Origin of the sequence: Segatella hominis, assembly GCF_019249725.2 — a bacterium.
GTDB lineage: Bacteria > Bacteroidota > Bacteroidia > Bacteroidales > Bacteroidaceae > Prevotella.
Genome location: NZ_CP137559.1, coordinates 2,465,712 through 2,487,352 on the forward strand (window position 1 = coordinate 2,465,712; position 21,641 = coordinate 2,487,352).

Genomic DNA, 21,641 nt, shown 5'->3' on the forward strand with positions numbered 1-21,641 from the left:
AATAACAGAGAAAGAAATCAGAGATAAAAAGGAATCAAGAGATGAAGGAGAAAAACAATATAGAAGAAGGCTTCCTTTTTGATGCAGAAGAAATCGGAAAGCAGGAAACGGACACACAGACATCAGAAGGCACAGAGTCCACAGATGCCCCTCGCCGTAGAGGAAGAAAGCGCTCCATGGTGACGGAAGACAGACCGCCCCTCACGCCAGAACAGATGAGAGAACTTCTGGAAGGCATCACGGAGATAGAGACAGCTACAGGCATCCGATACATCCGTATCCACCTCACAGCCAAAATGTTGATAGGCATCCGGGAAAGTTCCGGCAAGGAGTTCACCATCAATCTCGATGAACTGTATCAGGCCTATCAGAAATGCCTCCGCTTTACAAGTCCGGAAGTCAAGCGAATCATCTTTATGGGTCACTCTCCAGCCGTCACCCTGCTGCGAATGCTGAAAGAAAAAGCACAGAATTTATCGTGAAAAAACGATAAAGGCTTCATAAAGGAATGAAACAGGCTTCAGTAGGAAACGAAAGTAATTTCAATAGAAAATGCAAATACTTTCGTACGAAACCTGCATAATTTTGCAAAAACGAAATACTGCAAAATTGATTTAAATCAAAAAGCGCTTCTTCTTAACAAAAGTTAAACATCAACTTTTCGCGTTAAATATCCCCTTATTCGTGTTAATGGCCTTGGCAGACTGGAATATTTTTCATATATTTGCAAAGTCTATTTAACAAAGTCACGCACATAAGGGGTTTTTACTTAGGTGTTTTGTAGTGGAATTTCATTTATGATTTCATTTCAATAGTGACGAACCTAAAAAAGAATATTAATTAAAAAGTATGAGTTTAAAAAAGAAAATAAAGAAGATTTCCGTAGTTGCATTGTTGGCGCTAACAACCGTGCCGTCATTTGGTCAAGACTTGCTTGCCCGTCAGGCACCAGTTGACCATCGCATGAAGTCGATAGACACATTAGCAGTATCTCATTATCGAATGATGGAAGATAGAGAGAATCCTTCAGCAGAGTTGTATCAGGATTTCTCCAACAAGTATGCTCACCGCCGGACTGCGCTTCCTGAGCACTTCCGTATCGACCTCCGTCATTTCTGCATGCCAACTCCAAGTCGCGTTGTCACAAGTAACTTCGGTTACCGTGCTAGCTTTGGCCGCCAACATAAAGGTATGGACATCAAGGTTTATATTGGCGACACAATCCGCGCAGCCTTCTCAGGCAAAGTTCGCATCGTAAGATATGAAGGTGGTGGTTATGGTAAGTACATCGTAATCCGTCACTATAATGGTTTGGAGACCATCTACGGTCACCTCTCTAAGCAGCTCGTTTCTGAGAACGAGGAGGTAAGAGCAGGCGATGTGATTGGTTTGGGAGGTAATACAGGTCGTAGTACCGGTTCTCACCTTCACTTTGAGACTCGTCTTTGCGGTGTAGCCCTCAACCCAGCGTTGATGTTCGACTTCCGCAATCAGGACGTTACTGGCGATTTTTACGATTTCCGTTGCGACTCTTACGAGCGTGAGTCAGCAGATGCCAATGCTGCTCGTGGCAAGATTGGTAATGGTGGTTACACCCGTGAGCAGGTTAATGGTGGCGAAGTGGGCAGATACAATGCCAACGCTGGTGGCGAGAAGCTTTACCACAAGGTTAAGTATGGTGAGACTCTGAATTCCATCGCCGAGAAGCGTGGTGTAACAGTAGATCAGATTTGCCGCCTCAACGGTTACAAGAAGGATAAGAAGCTGACTCCAGGTCAGATTATCCGCTACTCTTAATCTTAGGACTTTACAACAATACTTTTTCAATAACAACCATAAAGCAGGAATCTCTGGGAGGAGGTTCCTGCTTTTTTCGTTATATAATCATTTCAGGAGAGGCTAACGTTAATGTTGTTGAAAAAAAGAGAGAATAGGTTGTATTTTCAATAGAAAATATTACCTTTGCAACATTGATATGCATAGCTCGCTTTCTTGTGAAAGAGAATCTCCAAATACTCCACGATTTGCTTTCTCGAAGTTGCAAATCCATATATTAGCACTTTTTTTCAGTCATAAAAGTTCTACAAAAATCATTCTATTTGCAAATCTTAACCATTTTGAAACATATTTATTCTCAAAAAGAATGTAATTTTGCACCCGAAATTACAACAGGTAAACTCTTATCATAAGAGTTGTATAAAAAGATTGTATAATTCAAGGATAAAAACATTAGATCATGAAAATGATGAGAAAAAATAGTAACCATCTCTTGATAGAGATTTCTAATTGTGGGGGGGTAATTTCGCTCTTCAACATTTAAAGTCCCCTAATCTTAAATACCAAGATTTTAATTTTCCCTAAATCTATCAAAATTCCGTTTTCTGGAGGTTAGTTTTATTAGATAAATATCCCTTTTTATCTTCTGTCATAAGGCAGAGGCAGGGATAGTACGACCATTTTAACGTTTTAAACGTTCTATTCTGTTATAAGTAAAAATTTAAATACTTTCTAAGTAATTCCAATATAATTTTAGATATTCAGATTAACTCATTTATTTGTCTTATGAAAATCAAAATTTTTAAAGCTGCCGTGCTGGTAGCCGTTATCTTTATGTTGCTTCCTTTGAAGGCAGTAGGTCAGGCAAATACCTACTACGACAAGGGACAAGAGGGTGAAACACCAAATCGCACCCCGTTGAAATCACGTATGGCACTCGTAGGCCATAACTGTATGGTAAGCAGCCTGTCTGATGGTATTGCCGTTGGTTCAGGTTCCAAAAATCTATCTTATTTATGTGACGAGAATCTGGACAACTACTACACAATTCCAAGTGTAGCAAACGCTACGCTTCTTGCCGGTTCACCTATTGTAGCAGTGAAAGACATGAAGCACTACATCGACAAAGATACAAAGGCAGGTTTCAAGATTTCGGGAGAAAGTAATGTATTGAAACTCGAAGTGTTGAAAGCTAACTATCATATTCGCTTCTATAGAGATGGAAAAATTCTCAAGACTTCTGCCGTAGAACAGCTTGGTTTTACTGTACTCAATCTTTCTGTTGGTAATATTGATTTAGGCAATAATGCCGTAGATATTATTGCAGCAGAACAACCAGATCAAGATTATGATGAGATTGCACTTGTTGGGCAGGATGGCATCAAAGTAGATGTTGTGAAAGGTCTGAAGATTTACTATGCATTCGTGGGTGATGCAGAATATACGCTGACAAATCCAAAAATCCAACAATACGACAAGAACATTACATTAAATGCCAAATCAAGCACACATTCAGTTCCAACATTAATACATGACCTTAATTACTTTAACAGAGATCTTATAGATGATGATCTCACAAATGGTATTGTAATTTCTGCACTCTTGCAGCTTGGCTCTTCTGGTTATGCACAAGTCATTGCTAATAATGGAAAGAGCACAGAAACATTCCCCGCAGGAACAGAAGCTGGCTTTGTGTATAGCGATGGAGCTCTGATTGGTGCAGGCGTAACCCCTGTCATTTATCTTCTTGACAAGAATGGCAACGAGATTTACAAAAAAGCTATAGAAACAACCGTGCTGTCTGTTTCTATAGCTGGCAAACAAAAGAAAGTATCCATTAAGGCTCCAATGGATTTCTCTGGCATCAAATTCAGAACAATGGGAGTGGAAGTTGCTAATGGTGTCACTGCAAATTATGCCTTCATCGTTCCTAAGCCTATCACAGCAGGCCATCAATGCGAGATGAATCCTACTGCCAGTCTCGACCTCTGCAACTGCGACTCTCATTATCAACTCAAATGGGATGAGGAAAACTTCCCAAATGTAAGATGGGACCCAGCAGAACCTTTACCAAATGGAGTTACATTCGACTCAACCAACAACACGCTCGACTTCAGCGAAACAGATAGCTACAAGAATGGTACAGGCGAGAAAGTGACTGTAAAAATGAAACTGACGAACCTTGCATGCGAGAATCAATGTTCACAAACCATCACTATCAACTATGGCGGCTCTACCGAGCAGAAGCCGGAAGATAAGAAGAAGGAAACTGTGCTCTATAATGCCGATCCTGCAAATCCTATATATGAATTAGGTGGAGGCACAAGCGCAGGTATCAACCTGCTGACTTTCGTCAAGAACTCATCCAACATCATTTCGTCTAAGCTCAACAGTTATGCCTCTTATTTCGGAGGTGTTACTATCGGAGATGCTTATATCTGTGGCGTTAAGAAAAAGAATGGTAAAATCTTTGATGAAATAAATGCTCGCCAAAGCGGCGAACGCCAGGTTGGTTTCGTAGTAACAACCAAAACTGCCCTGAATGCAGACGTACTCGATATGTTTAACGTCAGACTTTACAATAATGGTGAAAAGGTAGAAGGCGGCATTGCTTCATCTGCCATCGCAGCCAATCTGATTGGCAGTCAAGATACACATAAGGTTAGATTTTCTATCAATGTACCTGCAGGTACTATCTTTGACGAGATCCGCCTCTATACTTCTGGTGTGTTAGGTGCAAAGCTCAGCGTGATGAACATCTACTATGCTTATACAGCCGATGCGAATGCCGTTCTCGACGACCCATTGGAGCATGCTGAAGCCATATCGTTCGACAATACCAATGCCACTATCAACCAAGAAAGAACTCAGTCTATCGCAGTGGCAAATTTGGGCAATGGTCTGAAAGACATTACCAACTGTATTGATAGTGACCCAGACAACACAACTATTTTCCCTGGAGGAGTGAATGCTGTGGGAGGTTCGGTTCTCGCCATAAAATTAGGTGTTACCGCAACGCGCAATAAGCAGCTCGTAGTTGTTGTGGACAAAAAAGCCTTTGGCTTAAATGCTGATGTGGTTAATGCCCTCGTTGTGAAAACTTATAATAAGGGTGGTAAAGAGCCTGTTGAAACATTCAGCGACTGGAGCATACTCGGAACCAATATCCTTACCTTGGGCGATAAGGGCTACATCTTTATCAATCCGAAGTCAGATTACGATGAGGTGGCGATAACACAAGGCGATGGTATAAAACTTCTTGATGCATTGGCAGTCTATGGACTTTATCTGCGTAACGACAAGGATGGAGATGGAACACCTGATGATGATGAACTCGCAGAAGACTGCAAGCAGGACCTCGTTTTCCAGGAGACCGTAAATCTCAGCGAGAAGAGTCAGAAGAAATACAAGGAAAATCTGACGATGTATTTCCAGCGTTCTTTCGTGAAAAATGAATGGAACTCGCTCATCATGCCAGTGGACTTGACCAAAGCACAATTTGATGAAGCATTTGGTTCAGATGCCAAGTTAGCTAAGGCAAACAAAGTATATGATTCAAACGGCAACTTGGTTATCGGATTCAGTCTGGTAGAGGAAGATAAGAATAATGCCAATAGCGCATATCTCGTAGCCAATACACCTTATATTATAAATATAAGCAAAAAGACTGCGCTAAAAGGCGCCATAACCATTGATGCAGGAACTATCAGCGGTGATATTTACAAAGTAGATAATTCGCTCGCTGCAGGTGGTGTCACATTCACATACGATAATGACAAGGCTACTAATCCTATTGAGCAGAATTTCCCTGTAGATCAGGCAATCACCACAAAGTGGGGAATGACTGACTTGAAGTTTATCGGTAGTTATGATAATCACCAGAATCTTGAGGTTGGTAATTATATCTGGAACAATGGTAAACTCTACCTCACCAAGAACAACCATTGGATGAAGGGCTACCGCTGCTGGCTCGTTCCTACTTGGAGTGGTTCTGCTACAGGAAATGCCAAACTCCTTACCTTCGGTTTCGGCAATGGTGAGACTACAGGTATCAACATGCCTTCTATGGGCAACACCTCTGGAAGCACCAAGGTGTATAACCTGAATGGTCAGCGAGTAGATAATATGCTCGGCGTTCAACCAGGCATCTACATCGTGAATGGCAAGAAGGTGGTTGTGAAATAAAAAGTGATTTTAGAAACTATGAGTTGTAAAAGAATCCAAAGAAAAATAGACATTATGAATAAGAAAGAATATATAGCCCCAGCTATCAAGATTACAGTCTGCGATCTGCAGGATAGTTTCCTCGCGGGTTCTGGTAATATGCAATGGCAGCCTGAGCAAAATGGTCCTACACCGGACATCAAGGAAGAAGGAAAAGATGGAGAACTTCCAGATGAAATAACTGGCTCAAAAGAATATAACGGCAGCTGGAATGACAGCTGGGATTAAAGCAGAATACTGCTATATGAAAACATAAGCCTGATTTCAGGCTCAACCTAAAAAGAGGGTGTATCAAACGATTTTGTTTTGATACACCCTCTTATAAATGCGGAGCCGCTTACTTTTTACAAGAACATGGTCATGAAAACAGGTAGAAGTATTGTTTCTTTATCCTTTTTAAGATCCTTGGTATATATCAAGTACCTGTTACTTATATGCTCTGAATATTTTTTGCAAAATTCATCCAACGACTTGTGTGTCTGATAGCCAGAAGATTTCACCTCAAGCGGCCACAGCTTGCTTCCACGTGATAGTAAAAAATCAACCTCGTAATTGTGGTTTGACGTCTTGGAACGCCATGTATGGTAGAAAAGCCTGTTGCCTGTTGCCACAAGTAATTGGGCTACAACATTTTCATATACGTACCCCAAGTCTGCTGATAACTTGTCACTAAGAAGCTTCTGATAGATGATATTCTCGGTTACATCTTTATCCCAAAAGGCCAGCGTGACAAAAAGCCCGGTATCTCCCATAAACATCTTGTACTGGTCGTAGTCCGTATGTGCAGGAAGTCCCACACTAGGATTGTCTGAGTGGTGAGCGAAATTCACGGTAAGGCTATCTTCCATGTCGCGCAAAAACTCGGCGATTGTTTCCGAGGATTCATTTTTCCCTAAAATGCTGGTTTGTTGGTATCGGCTGGCATTTTTACTAAGCTGGGCGGGTATTGCGCTAAACATCTTGGATATCTTACCTGATGGGTCTATCTTCAAAAAATCATCTATATATATATCCAGGATTTCTCTCTTCTTATTATCAACCTCTGTCAAGTTATTTGTTTCCAAATAAGTATTGACAGCTTGCGGCATGCCCCCAACTAACATATACAGCCTAAAGTCACGAAGAAGCTTCCTCATAGTCGCATCACCTAAAGAACGTTTACTGTTGAAACATTCTCTAAGCATATCAATTGTAACATTATCATTCAAGGCCCAACGAAACTCCTCATAGTCCATAGGATACATCGTAAGTCTTGTTTCCTCACTTGGTATCACGATGTCCTTGGTGTTCTTCCGGATAGAAAGCAATGACCCTGTCTCAATATAGTCATATCTGCGATCTTTAACCAAATATTTAATGGCCTCACGAACCTTGGGACACTTTTGAACCTCATCGAAAATGATTACGGACTTTCGCTCGTATAATCTTACACCATATATAAATTGAAGTTGCATGAAAAAATGATTGCGGTCAGAGATGTTGTCAATAGCTTCCCACAAGGCTGTTGGTGCATCAGCAAAGTCGACGAATATATAGCTTTTGTACTCGTTTTTTGCAAATTCCTCGGCTATTGTGGATTTTCCTACACGACGTGCTCCCTTGACGAGAAGTGCTGTAGAACCGTCTCTGGTCTGCTTCCAGTTAAGCATTTTATCATATAGTTTGCGCTTAAAAACTTTTCCCATAATCTATTCTGTTTGATGGGTGCAAATTTACGATATTTATCCTAAATCCCCAAATCTTTTTGGTTAAAAAGCAGAAGAATCCCCAAATTTTTTTGGCCAAATACCAGAAGAATCCCCAAATCTTTTTGGTCAAATACCAGAAGAATCCCCAAATGTTTATATCGACATAGCGGGAATTGCTACAGATACAGGAAATTTGAAAAGCGAAACGAGAAAAGCCCTTCACCCTTCACCCTATCAGCATAAACATCTGATAAACAAGTACTTACAAGCACAATAACTTAAAATCACCCTTCACCACCCTTCATCTCAATCTAAAAGACGCATTTAGCCTAAAAAACTACTATGAAGGCTGAAATTGGTCGTCTATTAAGGTAAGCTCTGGTCTTAATAGACGACTGTATAGACTCATAAGATGAAGCTAAACCAGAAATAATATGTATATATTTTTCATAGCCAACTAAATTTCAAATCTAACGAATAACCAGTCAATCGTAGCTAATAAAGGGCTTAAAACGGCAAAAAAGTAAGCGGCTCCGCGTTTATACCTTGCATAATTGAAAAAAGCAGTAATAGCTGATTGAATAATGCTGTTACTGCTTTTTCCATCTGTCAGGAAGCAAGTCTCTGTATTTTTCCAATGGAGTATTTGGTTGCCATTCTACGGTCTTTTCTATGACGTCGCTAATGTATTCGAACAGATTAATGCCATTCATTTTGCATGAGATGGCGATAGAATATAGGATAGCTCCTCGTCTTGCCCCTTCGTGCGAACCAAAGAATAATGAGTTTCTTCTCGACAGCGATATGTACCTCTGGATTCTCTCAATATAATTGTTGTCGAGAGCAGTATCACCTCTTTTAAAAATGTCACAAATGGCATTATACTCGTTAAGGGCATAGCCGACGGCTTGCGCCAAGGGCGATTTGGGCAGCAAATCCTTCCTGGAAGATAATTCCTCCAGTTTCTCTAATAAATCCTGCAAAATGTCCGGTGCGTATGATTGCCGATAAGCCAGATGTTTCTCTATTGTCCATCCATTTACGCCAACCTTATGCTTTTTGTCTTCTTGATAAAATCTGTTGATGATGCCTGCTACTTCCTGTGCATCCTTGTCGTTCTTGCCACAGTCGATGAAGTTTCTCTTGACATGCTGCAGACAGGCAATTCTCATAATGTCCGGATAAGCATCCGACTCCAGCTTCCGGTAAGGAGCATATGCATCACTCTGTACTGTACCTTTATAATCCGAGAACACATCAAGTATGATCTGCTCAGAACGTGATCCAGCCTCATATACGAAGAACACAAGTCCCAGTTTAGGTGCGCTTACCGCCCACAGGTAACCTTTCTTCGAGCCATTGTCTGTAGGCTTTACCCTCGTCAGCAGTACTTTATGATAAGTTTCATCTGCCGTAACATAATCCTGCTGTAACACCTTTTGGCAGATGGCTCTATAGATATTTTCCAGTACGTCTGCGCTTCTGGCAATCAGCTTGTTTGCCGTGGCTTTCCTTAGTGTGAACCCACTGTCGGCAAAGTATTTGACGATTCGCTCCACCGGCATGGAATAGATATACCGCAACTGCAGTAGACCTGCTGCAAAAGAAGATGTATAGGATGAGTTTAGCAGCAATGCTGGTGGGGTCTTTCCTGGATACAGGACATTTCCATCCGTATAAGTGTTGATGTGATATACGGTCTTGATGAACTTGATGGGCTCCATGCTGTAACGCACACAGGTGCGGGTGCCATAGATGCGCAGCGTCTTCAAAAGTTCCGCATCCATGTCTGGATTAACCGTAACATGTTTCTCCTCCATCTCATAATGCATGTCACGCTTGGCCCCATTGTTTTTGCGCTCCTTTCTCTTTTCCGCCTGCTCTTTTTTCTTCCTGTCAAATTCTTCCTGAGTCATTGAGTCTTGCAGACACTTCTCCTGACGTTCGGACTTTTTGCCGGAAACGAGCTTGCCGAGCGCCCTGTTCTGACGATTCGCTTTGTCTATGGCGATTCCTTTCTGGACGAGTTGCTCTTCTAATGACTTTATACGTTCAATGAGTTCACCGACCTGTATGGTCAGCGAACTCACAGTATCGTTAGCAAGCTGAAGTTGCTCCTTCAAAAGTACTATGATTTCGTCCTTTGTCATAGTGCAAAGGTACGAAAAAATATTGAGACATGCAAGTATTATTGGATATTAATTTTATCTATTTTATTGATATACAGCACGTTATTGGCATTATAATACAGCTATAAGTTAAGCCTCTTTCTAAATCTCATACTTTTAAGGCAAATTCCGCTCATGATGGCAGACAGAGTCTTGTGCGGCATTTTGCATTGCTTGTTCTTAGGGTCAAAGAATGGCAATTCAAAGGTTCCTCGTTCCAGTCGCTTGTGATATAGCAAGAAACCATCGCCGTCCCATTTTAGCAGTTTAACCTGCTGGCGATTCTTGGAGAAGAAGATGAAGACAGCACCGCCAAGTGGTGGCAGCTCCATCTCCGTCCTTACTATCTGATACAAGCCATTAATACCCGTGTTCATTCGAACGTATCGCTGGCAGACATAGTATTGGGTGTTCTCATTTAATCCAAACATACCGCATCCTCCTTCTCATAAAGTTTCATTAACGCCATAACAGACTTGGCGCATCCTTTTTTGATCGACACAACGGTTCCATTGGGAAAGGTTATGTTTATGCCTTGAAGAAGATCCTCCATAGGAAGATCTATAGTTGGAGACTCCATAGGCACGAACATCACGCCGGTATTTGCAGTAGAGGCTTCTGCTCTTTCCTTACGGGCTGCCTCCTGAACTTCGCGGATTTCATGCTTGGCACGCAGGACAGAATATCCCTTCTCGGACATCCAATTTTGCATGGTACGGTGATTTACATGCCTTTCCTTCAAGAAAGGAGTCAGGTGAGCCTTTGGATTTCGATTCAAATAGATTAAGAAGGAATTCCAAGCCTTCTCAAAACGTTCGTTTGTTGTCATAATTCATGCAATTAAAAAATTATGGTGCAAAGGTACGAACAAACGAGAAAGCTACAATGGTATAAACGCGGAGCCGCTTACGCAAAAAAGATGAAGGACGGTGAAGGGTGGTGAAGGGTTGAATTTTACCTTTCATCCTCAAATCCTCTGTGTTTATCAGCATTCCGGGCGAAAAGATGAAGGGTGAAGGGTAAAATCGTATTTCGATTTTAATTTTTCTCTACTATAAAGATTTTTCCAAACATCTACCACCGCTATTTTTACATAAAAACCAATACAAACATTTTCTATAATAAGGAAATCAGAGAACAGAACGCCAAGCAGATATTCTTGACTCACCAAAGTCGAAAAGTGCCTAAGGAAGGGCACTTTTGTGCCAAGGTAAGGGCACTTTTGCGCTCGGGCAAGAGCACTTTTGTGCCTCCGATAAACGACAAGGGAGTCCAAGTAAGACACGACCCGTATCTCCGAAACACAGATTCCTATCTTTCGGAGATACGAGTCGCAAACAAGTCATTTGTACTAGGATACAAGCGATATTGATTTCTTTAAATCTTACTGATTACCCGTAACATGCTGATAGTCAACACCAATTAGGAAGGTGAAATGATGAAAGAAACAAATTAGGAACAACAAAATCAAGAAACCCCAAAATGAAAGGAATAATATTGTGAAATACTCAACTATTTGCATATCTCGTAAACATTTTGAGAATATTATACCTTTTTCTGAAATCATTTTCGTACTTTTGCAAGCGTATTTACTTATTTTATAATAATGTATGGCAAAGAAGATGATGCTCGACTATCCCGACTACAACAACGACATCATTTCTGCCGAATGTGACTTCTCTTCACGCTCCTATCTCTATCGCATATTCAAAGAGAAAGAAGGTTGCTCCCCAACTGTCTGGAGAGCAAAAAAACATCATAAGCAACCCGACAAAGGGCATATAATTATATGGTGACATTGCGATAGTACCGCCCTAACTATATAAAAACAGGTAGTTAGGGCGGTGATATCACTTATAAGTCCGCCCTAATTATATCAAAAAAGGTAGTTAGGGCGGTGGTATCCTTGCAGAATTCATTTTTTTTGTTTATCTTTGCACCGGTAAGATTGAGTATAAATGAAATAAAATCAGGAATTATGGATGCAAACGGAATAATAGGACGTGAATATGAGCAGAAACTCATTCTGGAACGTTGTAATAGCTGCAAGGCAGAACTGATAGCAGTCTATGGTCGTAGGCGTGTAGGAAAGACTTTCCTGGTTCGGAAAATGTTCAACGACCAGTTTGCCTTTTCGTTTATAGGTATGTATGAAGTGAGCCGTGCTGTACAGCTGGAGCAGTTTCGTATGGCACTGACGCAGTATGCTAAAAAATCTGTGCCGAGATTGAAAACCTGGTTTGAGGCATTTGCCGCTTTACGTGAATATCTTTCGGGGTTATCTCAGCAGGAGCCGATAGTTCTGTTCTTTGATGAGTTGCCTTGGATGGATACGCCCAAAAGCAATTTCATCGCAGCCTTCAGCTATTTTTGGAATTCATGGGCCTCTATGGTCCCTCAGCTGAAACTTATCGTCTGTGGTTCTTCTACCACGTGGATGTTGGCTAAGTTTATAGGCGATAAGGGCGGATTGTATGGTCGAGTAACCCGTCAGATCTATCTGGCTCCCTTCTCTCTGGGCGAGACAGAGCAGTTCTTAAACGGATTGAAAGGACTGGCTCTTACCCGCCAGCAGGTGTTGGATGTGTATATGATACTGGGTGGTATTCCTTATTATCTTGATATGCTGGAGCGTGGTGTTCCGTTAGACGTGTGCATCGACAGACTGTTTTTCTCGCAGGATTCACCATTGCGTGGAGAATTCGATTTCCTCTTCCGTTCCCTCTTTAATGACTCCAAGCATTATCGCAAGATAGTAGAGGTGCTTTCAGAAAAAATGAAGGGTATGACCCGCAAGGAATTGATGGATGAGTTGAAACTGAAAGGTGGTGGACAGTTGTCTGAAATCCTGGAGAATCTGAAGAAATGCGATTTTATCAGGAAATATTCTACCATAGGAAAAAGTGAAAGGGATGCCCTTTATCAGTTAACAGACTTATACTCATTGTTCTATACCCGTTTTGTGGCAAACAACAGTGGGCAGGATAAGAACTTCTGGAGTAATATGCGTAATTCTGGAAGTAGAACCGCCTGGAGTGGTTATGCTTTTGAGCAGGTATGCCTGCATCATATTCCACAGATTAAGAAGGCTTTAGGTATTTCTGGTGTTTTGGCGAATGTTTATTCCTGGTCTTGCCGTCCTTTTGTGGATGCTACCGGTGCAGAATGGAGAGGAGGTCAGATTGATATGCTGATAGATCGTGCTGATGGAGCTATCAATATCTGTGAGATGAAATATGCCAAGGATGAGTTTGTGATAGATGCCGGCTATGAGCAGCGGCTGCGTGACAGGATGTCTTCCTTCTCTGTGGCGACCAAGACGAAGAAGGCATTGCTGCATACCTTCATCACTACTTATGGAGTGAAGCAGAATATGCATAGCGGATTGGTGAATAGTGAGGTAAGGATGAATGATCTTTTTGAAAAAGCAAACACATAAAGTGTCTTTTTTTAGCACTAAAGCGAAAAAGGTGGATTTGCACTCTACAAATCCACCTTTTTCGCTTTATAAATAGAGCTAATGTGCTCTTAATTCTTATTTTTCTAATCCAGAAATCACCTTACAGAATACTTAACAATCCACTGTTACAGGATTCCAAACAGTCGCAAGACATCATTCAGATTCGCCACTACCAGCAGCAGAATCAAGATACCGAAACCGACAAACTCGGCACGCTCCATGAACTTATCGCCTGGCTTGCGACCGGTAATGATCTCATACAACAGGAAGAAGACATGACCGCCATCCAATGCAGGAATCGGAAGGATATTCATAAACGCCAGGATGATGCTCAGGAAGGCTGTCATCATCCAGAACGCATGCCAGTCCCACATGGATGGGAACAGACTGCCCAATGCGCCGAAACCGCCTAAGCTCTTGGCACCCTCCTTGGAGAAGACATACTTCATATCGCCTACATAACCAGACAAGACATTCCAGCCATACTTGATGCCGGCTGGGAAACTCTCGAAGAATCCATAACTGATGTGGGTTGGCTGGTAGTCCATCATCACAGGATGATTGTAGAAACCTAACTTCACGCCCTCGTCTGTGGACTCAAACTGTACTGCCAAGTTGAGGGTATCTGCTGCAGAATTCTTATTACCAACGCCTGCACGCAATACAGTCAGGGTGCCAGTAAGAGCCTTCAAACTGTCTTTAGGTGTCTGCGCTACGGAAAGCACATCCTCCACTCTGCCCAACTCCTCGGTCAACTCATTATAGGAATCCACCTTCTTGCCGTTGACGCTCAGAATACAATCGCCCTTCTTCAGACCAACCTTGGCTGCAGGAGAATCCTGCATCACGCTATCAATCTGCAATGGTACGAAGACCTCTACAAAACGAGGACTTTCCTTGATCATGTCGAGCATATTCAGGTCGCCTGGGGTCTGGATGCTTACCTTCTTGCCGTTGCGTAATACATCTACACGCTGCGCCTTGGAGAGGTCACGGAACAGGTCGCCATCATAGGTCTTAAACTCGCCCAAGTCTGTAGATAAGAGAATATCATGGTCCTGGAAACCTAATTTCTTGGCTTCGGTATTGAACTTCATACCCTGTTTCATGTCCTTGGTAGCCACATAGGTATCGCCCCAATGGAACATCACCATGGAATAGATGAAGAGAGCCAAGACGAAATTGACCAGCACACCACCTATCATAATGAGAAGACGCTGCCAGGCCGGTTTGCTACGGAACTCATAAGGCTGTTCCGGCTGCTTCATCTGTTCGGTATCGAAACTCTCGTCGATCATACCCGAAATCTTACAATAGCCACCCAATGGCAACCAGCCCATTCCGTAAGTAGTATCTGAATTCTTTGGCTTGAACTCAAAGAGGTGGAACCATGGGTCGAAGAAAAGATAGAACTTCTCAACTCTTACACCGAAGAGTTTGGAGAAGAAGAAGTGTCCGCCCTCATGGAGCAGCACCAAGATGGAAAGCGAGAGCATCAGCTGCAACGCTTTGATCAAAAATACTTCCATTAATTATTGATTATTCTGATTATTGATTATACCTTATTATATATGATGCATCAGTTCGGTGGCGATGCGGCGAGCCTCGGCATCGGTCTGCAGATAGACATCGAGGTCGGGCTGACTGTCGAAGGTGGCTTTCGCCATCACCTCTTCGATGATGTCTGCCATCTGCAGGAATCCACATTCGCCACGACGGAAGCCTGCATTGACGATTTCATTGGCTGCATTGACGATGCAGGACATATTGCCGCCCTTGCGGATGGCGTCAAAGCAGAGTTGCAGACACTTGAACTTCTTGTAGTCTGGTTCGAAAAACTGCAAATCCTGGGTCTTGAAAAGGTCAAGACGCTCGCCCTTCAAAGGCAGGCGCTGAGGGAAGGAGAAGGCATACTGGATAGGCAGGCGCATATCCGGCACACCCAACTGGGCCTTGACGGCTCCATCCATAAACTGTACGGCACTATGCACCACGCTCTGCGGATGGATGAGCACCTGTATCTTGTCGGCAGGTACGCCGAAAAGCCACTTCGCTTCCGTCACCTCAAATCCCTTGTTCATGAGAGAAGCGGAGTCGATGGTTATCTTGGCGCCCATATCCCAGGTAGGATGCTGGAGGGCATCGGCTGCCGTCACCTTCTCCAACTGCTCGTGGGTGAAATTGCGGAAAGGTCCACCCGAACAGGTAAGGAGTATCTTGTCGATTTCGTTCTGATCCTCGCCCACCAAACTCTGGAAGATGGCGCTATGTTCGCTATCCACCGGGAGGATAGGCGCATGATACTGCTGAGCCAACTGGCAGATGAGTTCACCTGCCACAACGAGGGTTTCCTTATTGGCCAGACAGATTTTCTTGTGGGCCTTGATGGCATGGATGGTTGGTTCCAGTCCAGAGAAACCCACCATAGAGGCAAGCACCATGTCGATAGGATCAGCCTCCACGATGTCGCAGAGAGCCTGTGCACCTGCATAGACCTTGATGTCCGGTTCGTCGCGGAGCAGATCCTGCAGTTCCTCATAAAGTGTCTCATCGGCGATGACGACGGCAGCAGGATGGAACTTGTGCGCCTGGGCAGCCAGTTCCTTCACACGATGGTTGGCGGTGAGGCAATAGACCTCGTAAAGGTCGCTATGCTGTTCGATGACATCCAGCGCCTGTGTGCCGATGCTTCCCGTAGAACCGAGAATACATATCTGTTGTTTTTTCATTACTCTTCAGTTAAATTACAGTTCCAGCAATCCTTCCGGAATTGCCATTCTGATTTCTTTCTTCTCTGCATTCACTTCCTCAATGAGGTCGTTGCTGGCAGGAATCAGCACTTCCTCTCCCTCCGGGGTAGTCACCTCGAAGAGGAGATTGATGGTAGAATCATCCACATGATCGATGGTGCCCACCACCTTGCCAGTAGGAACATCCACCAGTTGGAAACCGATGATTTCAGCCCAGCTCATGTGCTCACCATCGCTATCGGAAAGATGGCGCGGGAAATAAACCTCGCAGCCCGTATAGTTGCGAGCCTGTTCCTGCGTGTCAATATCCTCAAACTTCACCAGTACGTTTTCATCATTTTTGAAGCGGTATTCCTCCATATAGAAAGGAACGAGGATGCCATTGATGTCGAGCACAAGATACTCCGCATCCACACGGTCGAAAACATCATCTGTGATGGCGAAGGTGATTTCTCCCTTCACGCCGTGAGGCTTTCCGAGCTTACCTATCTTATATACGTCGTCACGTCTTATCATACTTTACTTTGAATTTTGAACTTTATGATTAGTAAAGCAAATGAATTCTTCACTCTTCGTTCTTCACTCTTCACTTACCTAATCGCAGACACGGGTAATCTTGGCACCCAATGCGTTGAGACGGTTTTCGATGTCCTCATATCCACGGTCTATCTGTGCGATATTGGCGATACGGCTGGTTCCGTTGGCGCTCATGGCAGCTATCAGCAGGGCGATTCCGGCACGGATATCCGGACTCGTCATTCTGCCTGCACGGAGCGTGAGCTTATGGTCGTGACCTACCACCACGGCACGATGAGGGTCGCAAAGGATGATCTGCGCACCCATGTCGATGAGTTTATCCACAAAGAAGAGACGGCTCTCGAACATCTTCTGATGGAAGAGGACGCTACCGCGAGCCTGGGTAGCCACTACCAGCAGGACGGAGAGAAGGTCTGGAGTCAAGCCTGGCCAAGGAGCATCCGAGAGAGTCATGATGGTGCCGTCGATGAAGGAATCGATGACATAATGCTTCTGTTCAGGAATGAAGAGATCATCGCCCTCTACCTTGATTTTCACACCTAAGCGGCGGAAGGCATCAGGAATGATTCCCAAATTCTTGACCGATACGTCCTTGATGCGGACACCAGCGCCACACATGGCAGCCATTCCGATGAAGGAACCCACCTCGATCATATCCGGCAGAATGGTATGTTCGGCTCCATGCAGACTTTCCACACCCACGATGGTGAGGAGGTTGCTGGCTATGCCGCTGATGCGTGCTCCCATCGCATTGAGCAGATGGCAGAGCTGCTGGATATAGGGTTCGCAGGCTGCATTATAGATGGTGGTAGTACCCTTGGCGAGCACGGAAGCCATGATGATATTGGCAGTACCCGTAACGGAAGCCTCATCGAGCAGCATATAGCAGCCCTTCAAGTGGTCTGCCTCTATCTGATAGACATTGCGCTCGTCATCATGCATAAACTTGGCTCCCAAATATTTGAAACCCAAGAAATGCGTGTCGAGACGACGGCGACCAATCTTGTCGCCACCAGGCTTGGCAATCGTAGCCTTTCCGCAACGGCCCAAGAGCGGACCGATCATGAGCACGCTGCCACGAAGGGAGGAACATTTCTTCACAAACTCTATGCTGTCCAGATAGTCGAGATTGAGTTCATCGCTCTGGAAAGTATAGTCGTTGTGGCTGTTCTGTGTCACCTTGACTCCGATTTCTTTCAGCAACTTGATGAGATTGTTGACGTCGAGGATGTCCGGCACGTTCTTGATGCGCACAGGATCCTTAGTTAAAATCGTGGTACAGATGACCTCCAGGGCCTCATTCTTGGCACCTTGTGGAACAATCGTTCCCTTGAGCGGATGGCCGCCCTCTATGATGAATGACTCCATAAGCTACTTATTATTCCTTTTCTTGTTATTTTTCTGAGAACCATTATTATTTTTCTGAGAACCGTTGTTGTTCTTTTGAGAAGCATGATTGTTTTTCTGAGGAACATTACCTGTAGGCAACACGAATTTCTCAAACTTGAAGTTCTTCAGGTCAAGTTGAATCTTGCCGTCTGTGAAACGAGCCAGGTCGGCAGCCACCTTCTCCTCATCGCAGGAACCGTGGCTCCATTGCGCCAGGTCGCGTCTCATCTGATTGGCAGTCAGCTTCACCAGTTCTTCACGCTCCGCTCCCGGCTCCATGTTCTTCAGTTTGTCGAAGATTTCAAACATCATGGCTCCATAGTGGCGCACAGGGATTCTCGTCATCGGATAATCCATCGGATCGGGTCTTTTGGCAATATCCTCAGCCTGCTTCACGGCATAGGGATAGTCGATATCGAGCTTGAAACCGCTCATGATAGCGAGATGGTCCCAGAGTTTGCGATGATGGTCCTCGGCATCTGCACCATCAGGAAACATGTGGTCCATGATGGCGATAATAGACTCCGCACAATGCTGGCGCTCAGCACGGTCTTTGATGGCGACGGCATGATCGACCATACTCTGAATCTCCCTGCCATATTCCGGCAAAACCAACTTTTCGCGTTGGGTATTGTAATCTAATCCTTCTATATTCATTCTGATGATGATTGATGAATGTTCTTTTTTATATTATATGTAAGAAACCCACTTTATATTATATGTGAGAAAACCACCGTTAGAGCAGATCTTCTCTTAGAGCAGTTTCTTAGGCATCTTGGCCACAAAGTCCTTCAGATAGAAAGGAACGAAGTAAGCCACATCCTCAAACTTGCCTTCCACGAAGCGCTTCTCTGCCAGCGGAGCCATGTTCTTCGCTAATGGTTCGATGCCCTTCACGAGTCGGGCGTTCGGATGATTGATGACCTCCATACATTTCTCGGCTCCATTTCCGAAGAAATAGACAGTTCCACGATCAAGATACTCCTTGTAGGTATCTGCATCCACGATATCAGCCTGGATAGGGCGCACCTCCTTCAGGGCACGGTCCATCACCTTGGCATAGACTTCCATTCTGCGGGCATCAAGCATAGGAACAATAAGCGCATCTTCCTCAGCCGGATGCTCACCGATCAATACAGGAACAGCCATCAGTTCGAGCGTAGGGATGGAGATGAGCTTCACATCACGGCCATAGCAGATTCCCTTCGCCATACTGACTCCGATGCGAAGACCGGTATAAGAACCTGGGCCGCAACTTACCGCCACAGCCTCCAAAGGAATACCATGGGCATCTATGAAACTAAGAGCCTCATCTACGTAAACACCTAACTTAACTGCATGGTTAGGACCGCTGTGATCTTCCTTGTTGAAAATCACCTGTCCATTATCACTAATTGCCACTGAGCACACATCGGTACTCGTCTCAATATTCAATATACAAGACATAATTTAAAAATATATTCTTAAATAAGGTGCAAATTTAATCATTTTCTCGCTTTTTTTTGTACTTTTGCAGAAATTTAACGTGAAAGATTATATGATACAGTCAATGACAGGCTTCGGAAAAGCAACCGTTGCCTACAACGAAAAGAAAATTAATGTAGAGATAAAGTCATTAAACAGCAAGGCTCTTGACCTCTCTACACGTATAGCACCTCTCTATCGTGAAAAGGAGATGGAGATGCGTCAGATTATCGCTAAAATGCTGGAAAGAGGCAAGGTTGACTTTGCTATCTGGATAGAGAAGAATGCAGCTGATGATGCGACTCCTATCAATGCTTCACTTGTAGAAAATTATTACCACCAAATCAAGCAGATTTCGGCTCAGACCGGTATTCCTGAGCCTACAGACTGGTATGGCACACTTCTTCGTCTTCCTGACGTAACAACAAGAACTGAAGTGGAAGAATTGACTGAAGAGGAGTGGGAAGCTGCAAAAAGTGCAATTTTGCAGGCCATCGGTCATCTGGTGGACTTCCGCAAGCAGGAAGGTGCTGCTCTCCAGAAGAAATTTACGGAGAAAGTGGATAATATTCAGGCACTCCTTGCCAGTATCGAACCATACGAGAAAGCTCGCGTGGAGAAAATCCGTGCCAGCATCGTGAGCGGTCTGGAACAGATTCCTTCAGTCAACTACGACAAGAACCGCCTGGAGCAGGAGCTCATCTACTACATCGAGAAGCTCGACATCAGCGAGGAGAAGCAGCGCCTTACCAACCACCTGAAGTATTTCCGTGAGACCATGAACGAGGAAGGTCACGGCGTGGGCAAGAAGCTCGGTTTCATCGCACAGGAGATGGGTCGCGAAATCAACACTACCGGTTCTAAGAGCAATCAGGCTGAAATGCAGAACATCGTGGTGAAGATGAAGGACGAATTGGAGCAAATCAAGGAGCAGGTGCTGAATGCACTATAATTGGAATCATAAAATTAATGATATAATTATGAAGAACGGATTGTTAATTTTCAGCGCTCCTTCCGGCAGCGGAAAGAGCACGATAGTCAACTGGTTGATGAAGGAACACCCGGAATTGAAGTTGGCCTTCTCTATCAGTTGCACCTCCCGCGCCCCTCGTGGTACAGAAAAGAATGGTGTGGAATATTTCTTCCTCACTCCTGAGGAATTCAAGGCTAAGATTGCTAATGAGGAGTTCCTGGAATACGAGGAGGTTTATCAGGACCGCTTCTACGGCACGCTGAAATCTCAGGTGGAAAACCAGCTGAATGCTGGCGAATCCGTCATTTTCGACGTAGATGTCAAGGGTGGCGTCAATATCAAGAAATTCTATGGTGAGCGTGCCTTGAGCATCTTCGTGCAACCTCCTTCGGTAGAGGAATTGCGCCGACGTCTGAATGGTCGTGGTACGGATGCACCAGAGGTGATTGAACAGCGACTTGCCAAGGCAAGCTATGAGCTGACCTTTGCTCCACAGTTTGACCATGTAGTGGTGAACGACAACTTGGAGAAGGCACAGCAGGAGGTTTATCAGCTCGTCAAGGATTTTTTAAGTGAAGAGTGAAGAATTCAAGTGAAGAATTTTAAGTGAAGAACGAAGAATGAAGAAAGTAGGAATATTCGGAGGAAGTTTCAACCCGATACATACCGGTCACATCGCTCTGGCCAAGAGCCTCTGCGAAAAGGCGGGACTGGACGAGGTGTGGTTTATGGTTTCACCACAGAATCCGTTCAAGCAGGCTGCAACCGACCTGCTTGACGACTCTTTGCGCTTCGAACTGGTGGAAAAGGCGCTCAAAGGGGAAAGCCTGCTGAAGGCTTGTAACTATGAATTCCATCTTCCGAAACCTTCCTACACCTGGCATACGCTCCAGGCGCTGAGCAAGGATTATCCCGACATCGACTTCACCTTATTAATAGGTGGAGACAACTGGGCCGCTTTCGACAAGTGGTTTCATCACGACGACATTCTCGCCCACTATCCTATCGTGGTCTATCCCCGTCAGGGAGCAAGCATCGGAGCCGTTCCACAGGGAGTAACCATCGTGGAGACGCCCCTACTCAACATCAGCAGCACCGAGATACGCCAGGCGATTCTTCAGGGGAAAAGTATCCACGGAATGGTGCCGGAAGCCATCGAGGACTTGGCATGCAAATATTATGGGGGAATGAGAAATGAGAAATTATAATATG

General features: G+C 44.2%; 19 protein-coding genes. 9 read left to right on the forward strand and 10 right to left on the reverse strand.

Annotated elements, in window-relative coordinates; translation table 11 throughout:
- Positions 1 to 41: 41 nt before the first annotated feature.
- The 4 genes from KUA50_RS10055 (at position 42) to KUA50_RS10070 (ending at position 6,228) form a co-directional block, all read left to right on the forward strand.
- Positions 42 to 482 (forward strand): hypothetical protein, encoded by a 441-nt coding sequence (locus tag KUA50_RS10055; RefSeq protein ID WP_218458178.1) that lies wholly within the window; start codon positions 42 to 44, stop codon positions 480 to 482.
- Between the two features lie 367 nt (positions 483 to 849).
- Positions 850 to 1,797, forward strand: a complete 948-nt coding sequence (locus tag KUA50_RS10060) for a M23 family metallopeptidase (RefSeq protein WP_218458177.1) — start codon at positions 850 to 852, stop codon at positions 1,795 to 1,797.
- Between the two features lie 765 nt (positions 1,798 to 2,562).
- Positions 2,563 to 5,961 (forward strand): hypothetical protein, encoded by a 3,399-nt coding sequence (locus tag KUA50_RS10065; RefSeq protein WP_218458176.1) that lies wholly within the window; start codon positions 2,563 to 2,565, stop codon positions 5,959 to 5,961.
- A 54-nt stretch (positions 5,962 to 6,015) separates the two neighbouring features.
- Positions 6,016 to 6,228 carry a hypothetical protein gene (locus KUA50_RS10070; protein ID WP_218458175.1) on the forward strand — a complete coding sequence of 71 codons (213 nt, stop codon included), beginning with the start codon at positions 6,016 to 6,018 and terminating at the stop codon, positions 6,226 to 6,228.
- A 116-nt stretch (positions 6,229 to 6,344) separates the two neighbouring features.
- Here KUA50_RS10070 and KUA50_RS10075 read toward each other — a convergent pair whose 3' ends face one another.
- The 4 genes from KUA50_RS10075 to KUA50_RS10090 form a co-directional block, all read right to left on the reverse strand.
- Positions 6,345 to 7,685, reverse strand: coding sequence for an ATP-binding protein (locus tag KUA50_RS10075; protein WP_218458174.1), 1,341 nt, complete (start codon positions 7,683 to 7,685; stop codon positions 6,345 to 6,347).
- 593 nt (positions 7,686 to 8,278) lie between these two features.
- Positions 8,279 to 9,838, reverse strand: a complete 1,560-nt coding sequence (tnpC, locus tag KUA50_RS10080; RefSeq protein ID WP_218458237.1) for an IS66 family transposase — start codon at positions 9,836 to 9,838, stop codon at positions 8,279 to 8,281.
- A 101-nt stretch (positions 9,839 to 9,939) separates the two neighbouring features.
- Entirely contained in the window at positions 9,940 to 10,287 is a 348-nt protein-coding gene (gene tnpB / locus KUA50_RS10085) for an IS66 family insertion sequence element accessory protein TnpB (RefSeq protein WP_022110333.1), read from the reverse strand.
- A complete protein-coding gene (locus KUA50_RS10090) occupies positions 10,275 to 10,685 on the reverse strand; it encodes a hypothetical protein (protein ID WP_134842472.1) in 411 nt (136 codons plus the stop codon). Before KUA50_RS10090 ends, tnpB begins: the two co-directional genes overlap by 13 nt.
- A gap of 781 nt (positions 10,686 to 11,466) precedes the next feature.
- On the opposite strand from KUA50_RS10090, the gene KUA50_RS10095 reads away from it, so the two are divergent.
- Entirely contained in the window at positions 11,467 to 11,652 is a 186-nt protein-coding gene (locus tag KUA50_RS10095; protein WP_256624290.1) for a helix-turn-helix domain-containing protein, read from the forward strand.
- A 182-nt stretch (positions 11,653 to 11,834) separates the two neighbouring features.
- Complete coding sequence (locus tag KUA50_RS10100) at positions 11,835 to 13,295, forward strand: AAA family ATPase (RefSeq protein WP_218457201.1); 1,461 nt, start codon at positions 11,835 to 11,837, stop codon at positions 13,293 to 13,295.
- Between the two features lie 146 nt (positions 13,296 to 13,441).
- Here the strand turns inward: KUA50_RS10100 and rseP are convergent, their stop codons facing one another.
- The 6 genes from rseP to tsaB all read right to left on the reverse strand — a co-directional run bounded on the left by rseP (position 13,442) and on the right by tsaB (position 19,438).
- Entirely contained in the window at positions 13,442 to 14,845 is a 1,404-nt protein-coding gene (gene rseP / locus KUA50_RS10105; RefSeq protein ID WP_218457202.1) for an RIP metalloprotease RseP, read from the reverse strand.
- Positions 14,846 to 14,881: 36 nt separating this feature from the next.
- The gene (locus KUA50_RS10110; protein WP_218457203.1) at positions 14,882 to 16,045 is read right to left on the reverse strand and encodes a 1-deoxy-D-xylulose-5-phosphate reductoisomerase; all 1,164 of its coding nucleotides are present in this window, start codon (positions 16,043 to 16,045) and stop codon (positions 14,882 to 14,884) included.
- Positions 16,046 to 16,060: 15 nt separating this feature from the next.
- Positions 16,061 to 16,582 (reverse strand): ribosome maturation factor RimM, encoded by a 522-nt coding sequence (gene rimM / locus KUA50_RS10115; RefSeq protein WP_118117644.1) that lies wholly within the window; start codon positions 16,580 to 16,582, stop codon positions 16,061 to 16,063.
- Positions 16,583 to 16,660: 78 nt separating this feature from the next.
- Positions 16,661 to 17,971 (reverse strand): UDP-N-acetylglucosamine 1-carboxyvinyltransferase, encoded by a 1,311-nt coding sequence (gene murA / locus KUA50_RS10120; protein ID WP_218457204.1) that lies wholly within the window; start codon positions 17,969 to 17,971, stop codon positions 16,661 to 16,663.
- A 3-nt stretch (positions 17,972 to 17,974) separates the two neighbouring features.
- A complete protein-coding gene (locus tag KUA50_RS10125) occupies positions 17,975 to 18,649 on the reverse strand; it encodes a DUF4290 domain-containing protein (protein WP_218457205.1) in 675 nt (224 codons plus the stop codon).
- A gap of 96 nt (positions 18,650 to 18,745) precedes the next feature.
- Complete coding sequence (gene tsaB, locus KUA50_RS10130) at positions 18,746 to 19,438, reverse strand: tRNA (adenosine(37)-N6)-threonylcarbamoyltransferase complex dimerization subunit type 1 TsaB (RefSeq protein WP_022110532.1); 693 nt, start codon at positions 19,436 to 19,438, stop codon at positions 18,746 to 18,748.
- Between the two features lie 91 nt (positions 19,439 to 19,529).
- On the opposite strand from tsaB, the gene KUA50_RS10135 reads away from it, so the two are divergent.
- Genes KUA50_RS10135 through nadD form a run of 3 tightly spaced genes read left to right on the forward strand, consistent with a single transcriptional unit; the run spans position 19,530 to position 21,637 of the window.
- Positions 19,530 to 20,408 (forward strand): YicC/YloC family endoribonuclease, encoded by an 879-nt coding sequence (locus KUA50_RS10135; protein WP_218457206.1) that lies wholly within the window; start codon positions 19,530 to 19,532, stop codon positions 20,406 to 20,408.
- Between the two features lie 28 nt (positions 20,409 to 20,436).
- Complete coding sequence (gmk, locus tag KUA50_RS10140; RefSeq protein WP_022110530.1) at positions 20,437 to 21,012, forward strand: guanylate kinase; 576 nt, start codon at positions 20,437 to 20,439, stop codon at positions 21,010 to 21,012.
- A gap of 37 nt (positions 21,013 to 21,049) precedes the next feature.
- Entirely contained in the window at positions 21,050 to 21,637 is a 588-nt protein-coding gene (gene nadD / locus KUA50_RS10145; RefSeq protein WP_218457207.1) for a nicotinate (nicotinamide) nucleotide adenylyltransferase, read from the forward strand.
- Positions 21,638 to 21,641: the final 4 nt, after the last annotated feature.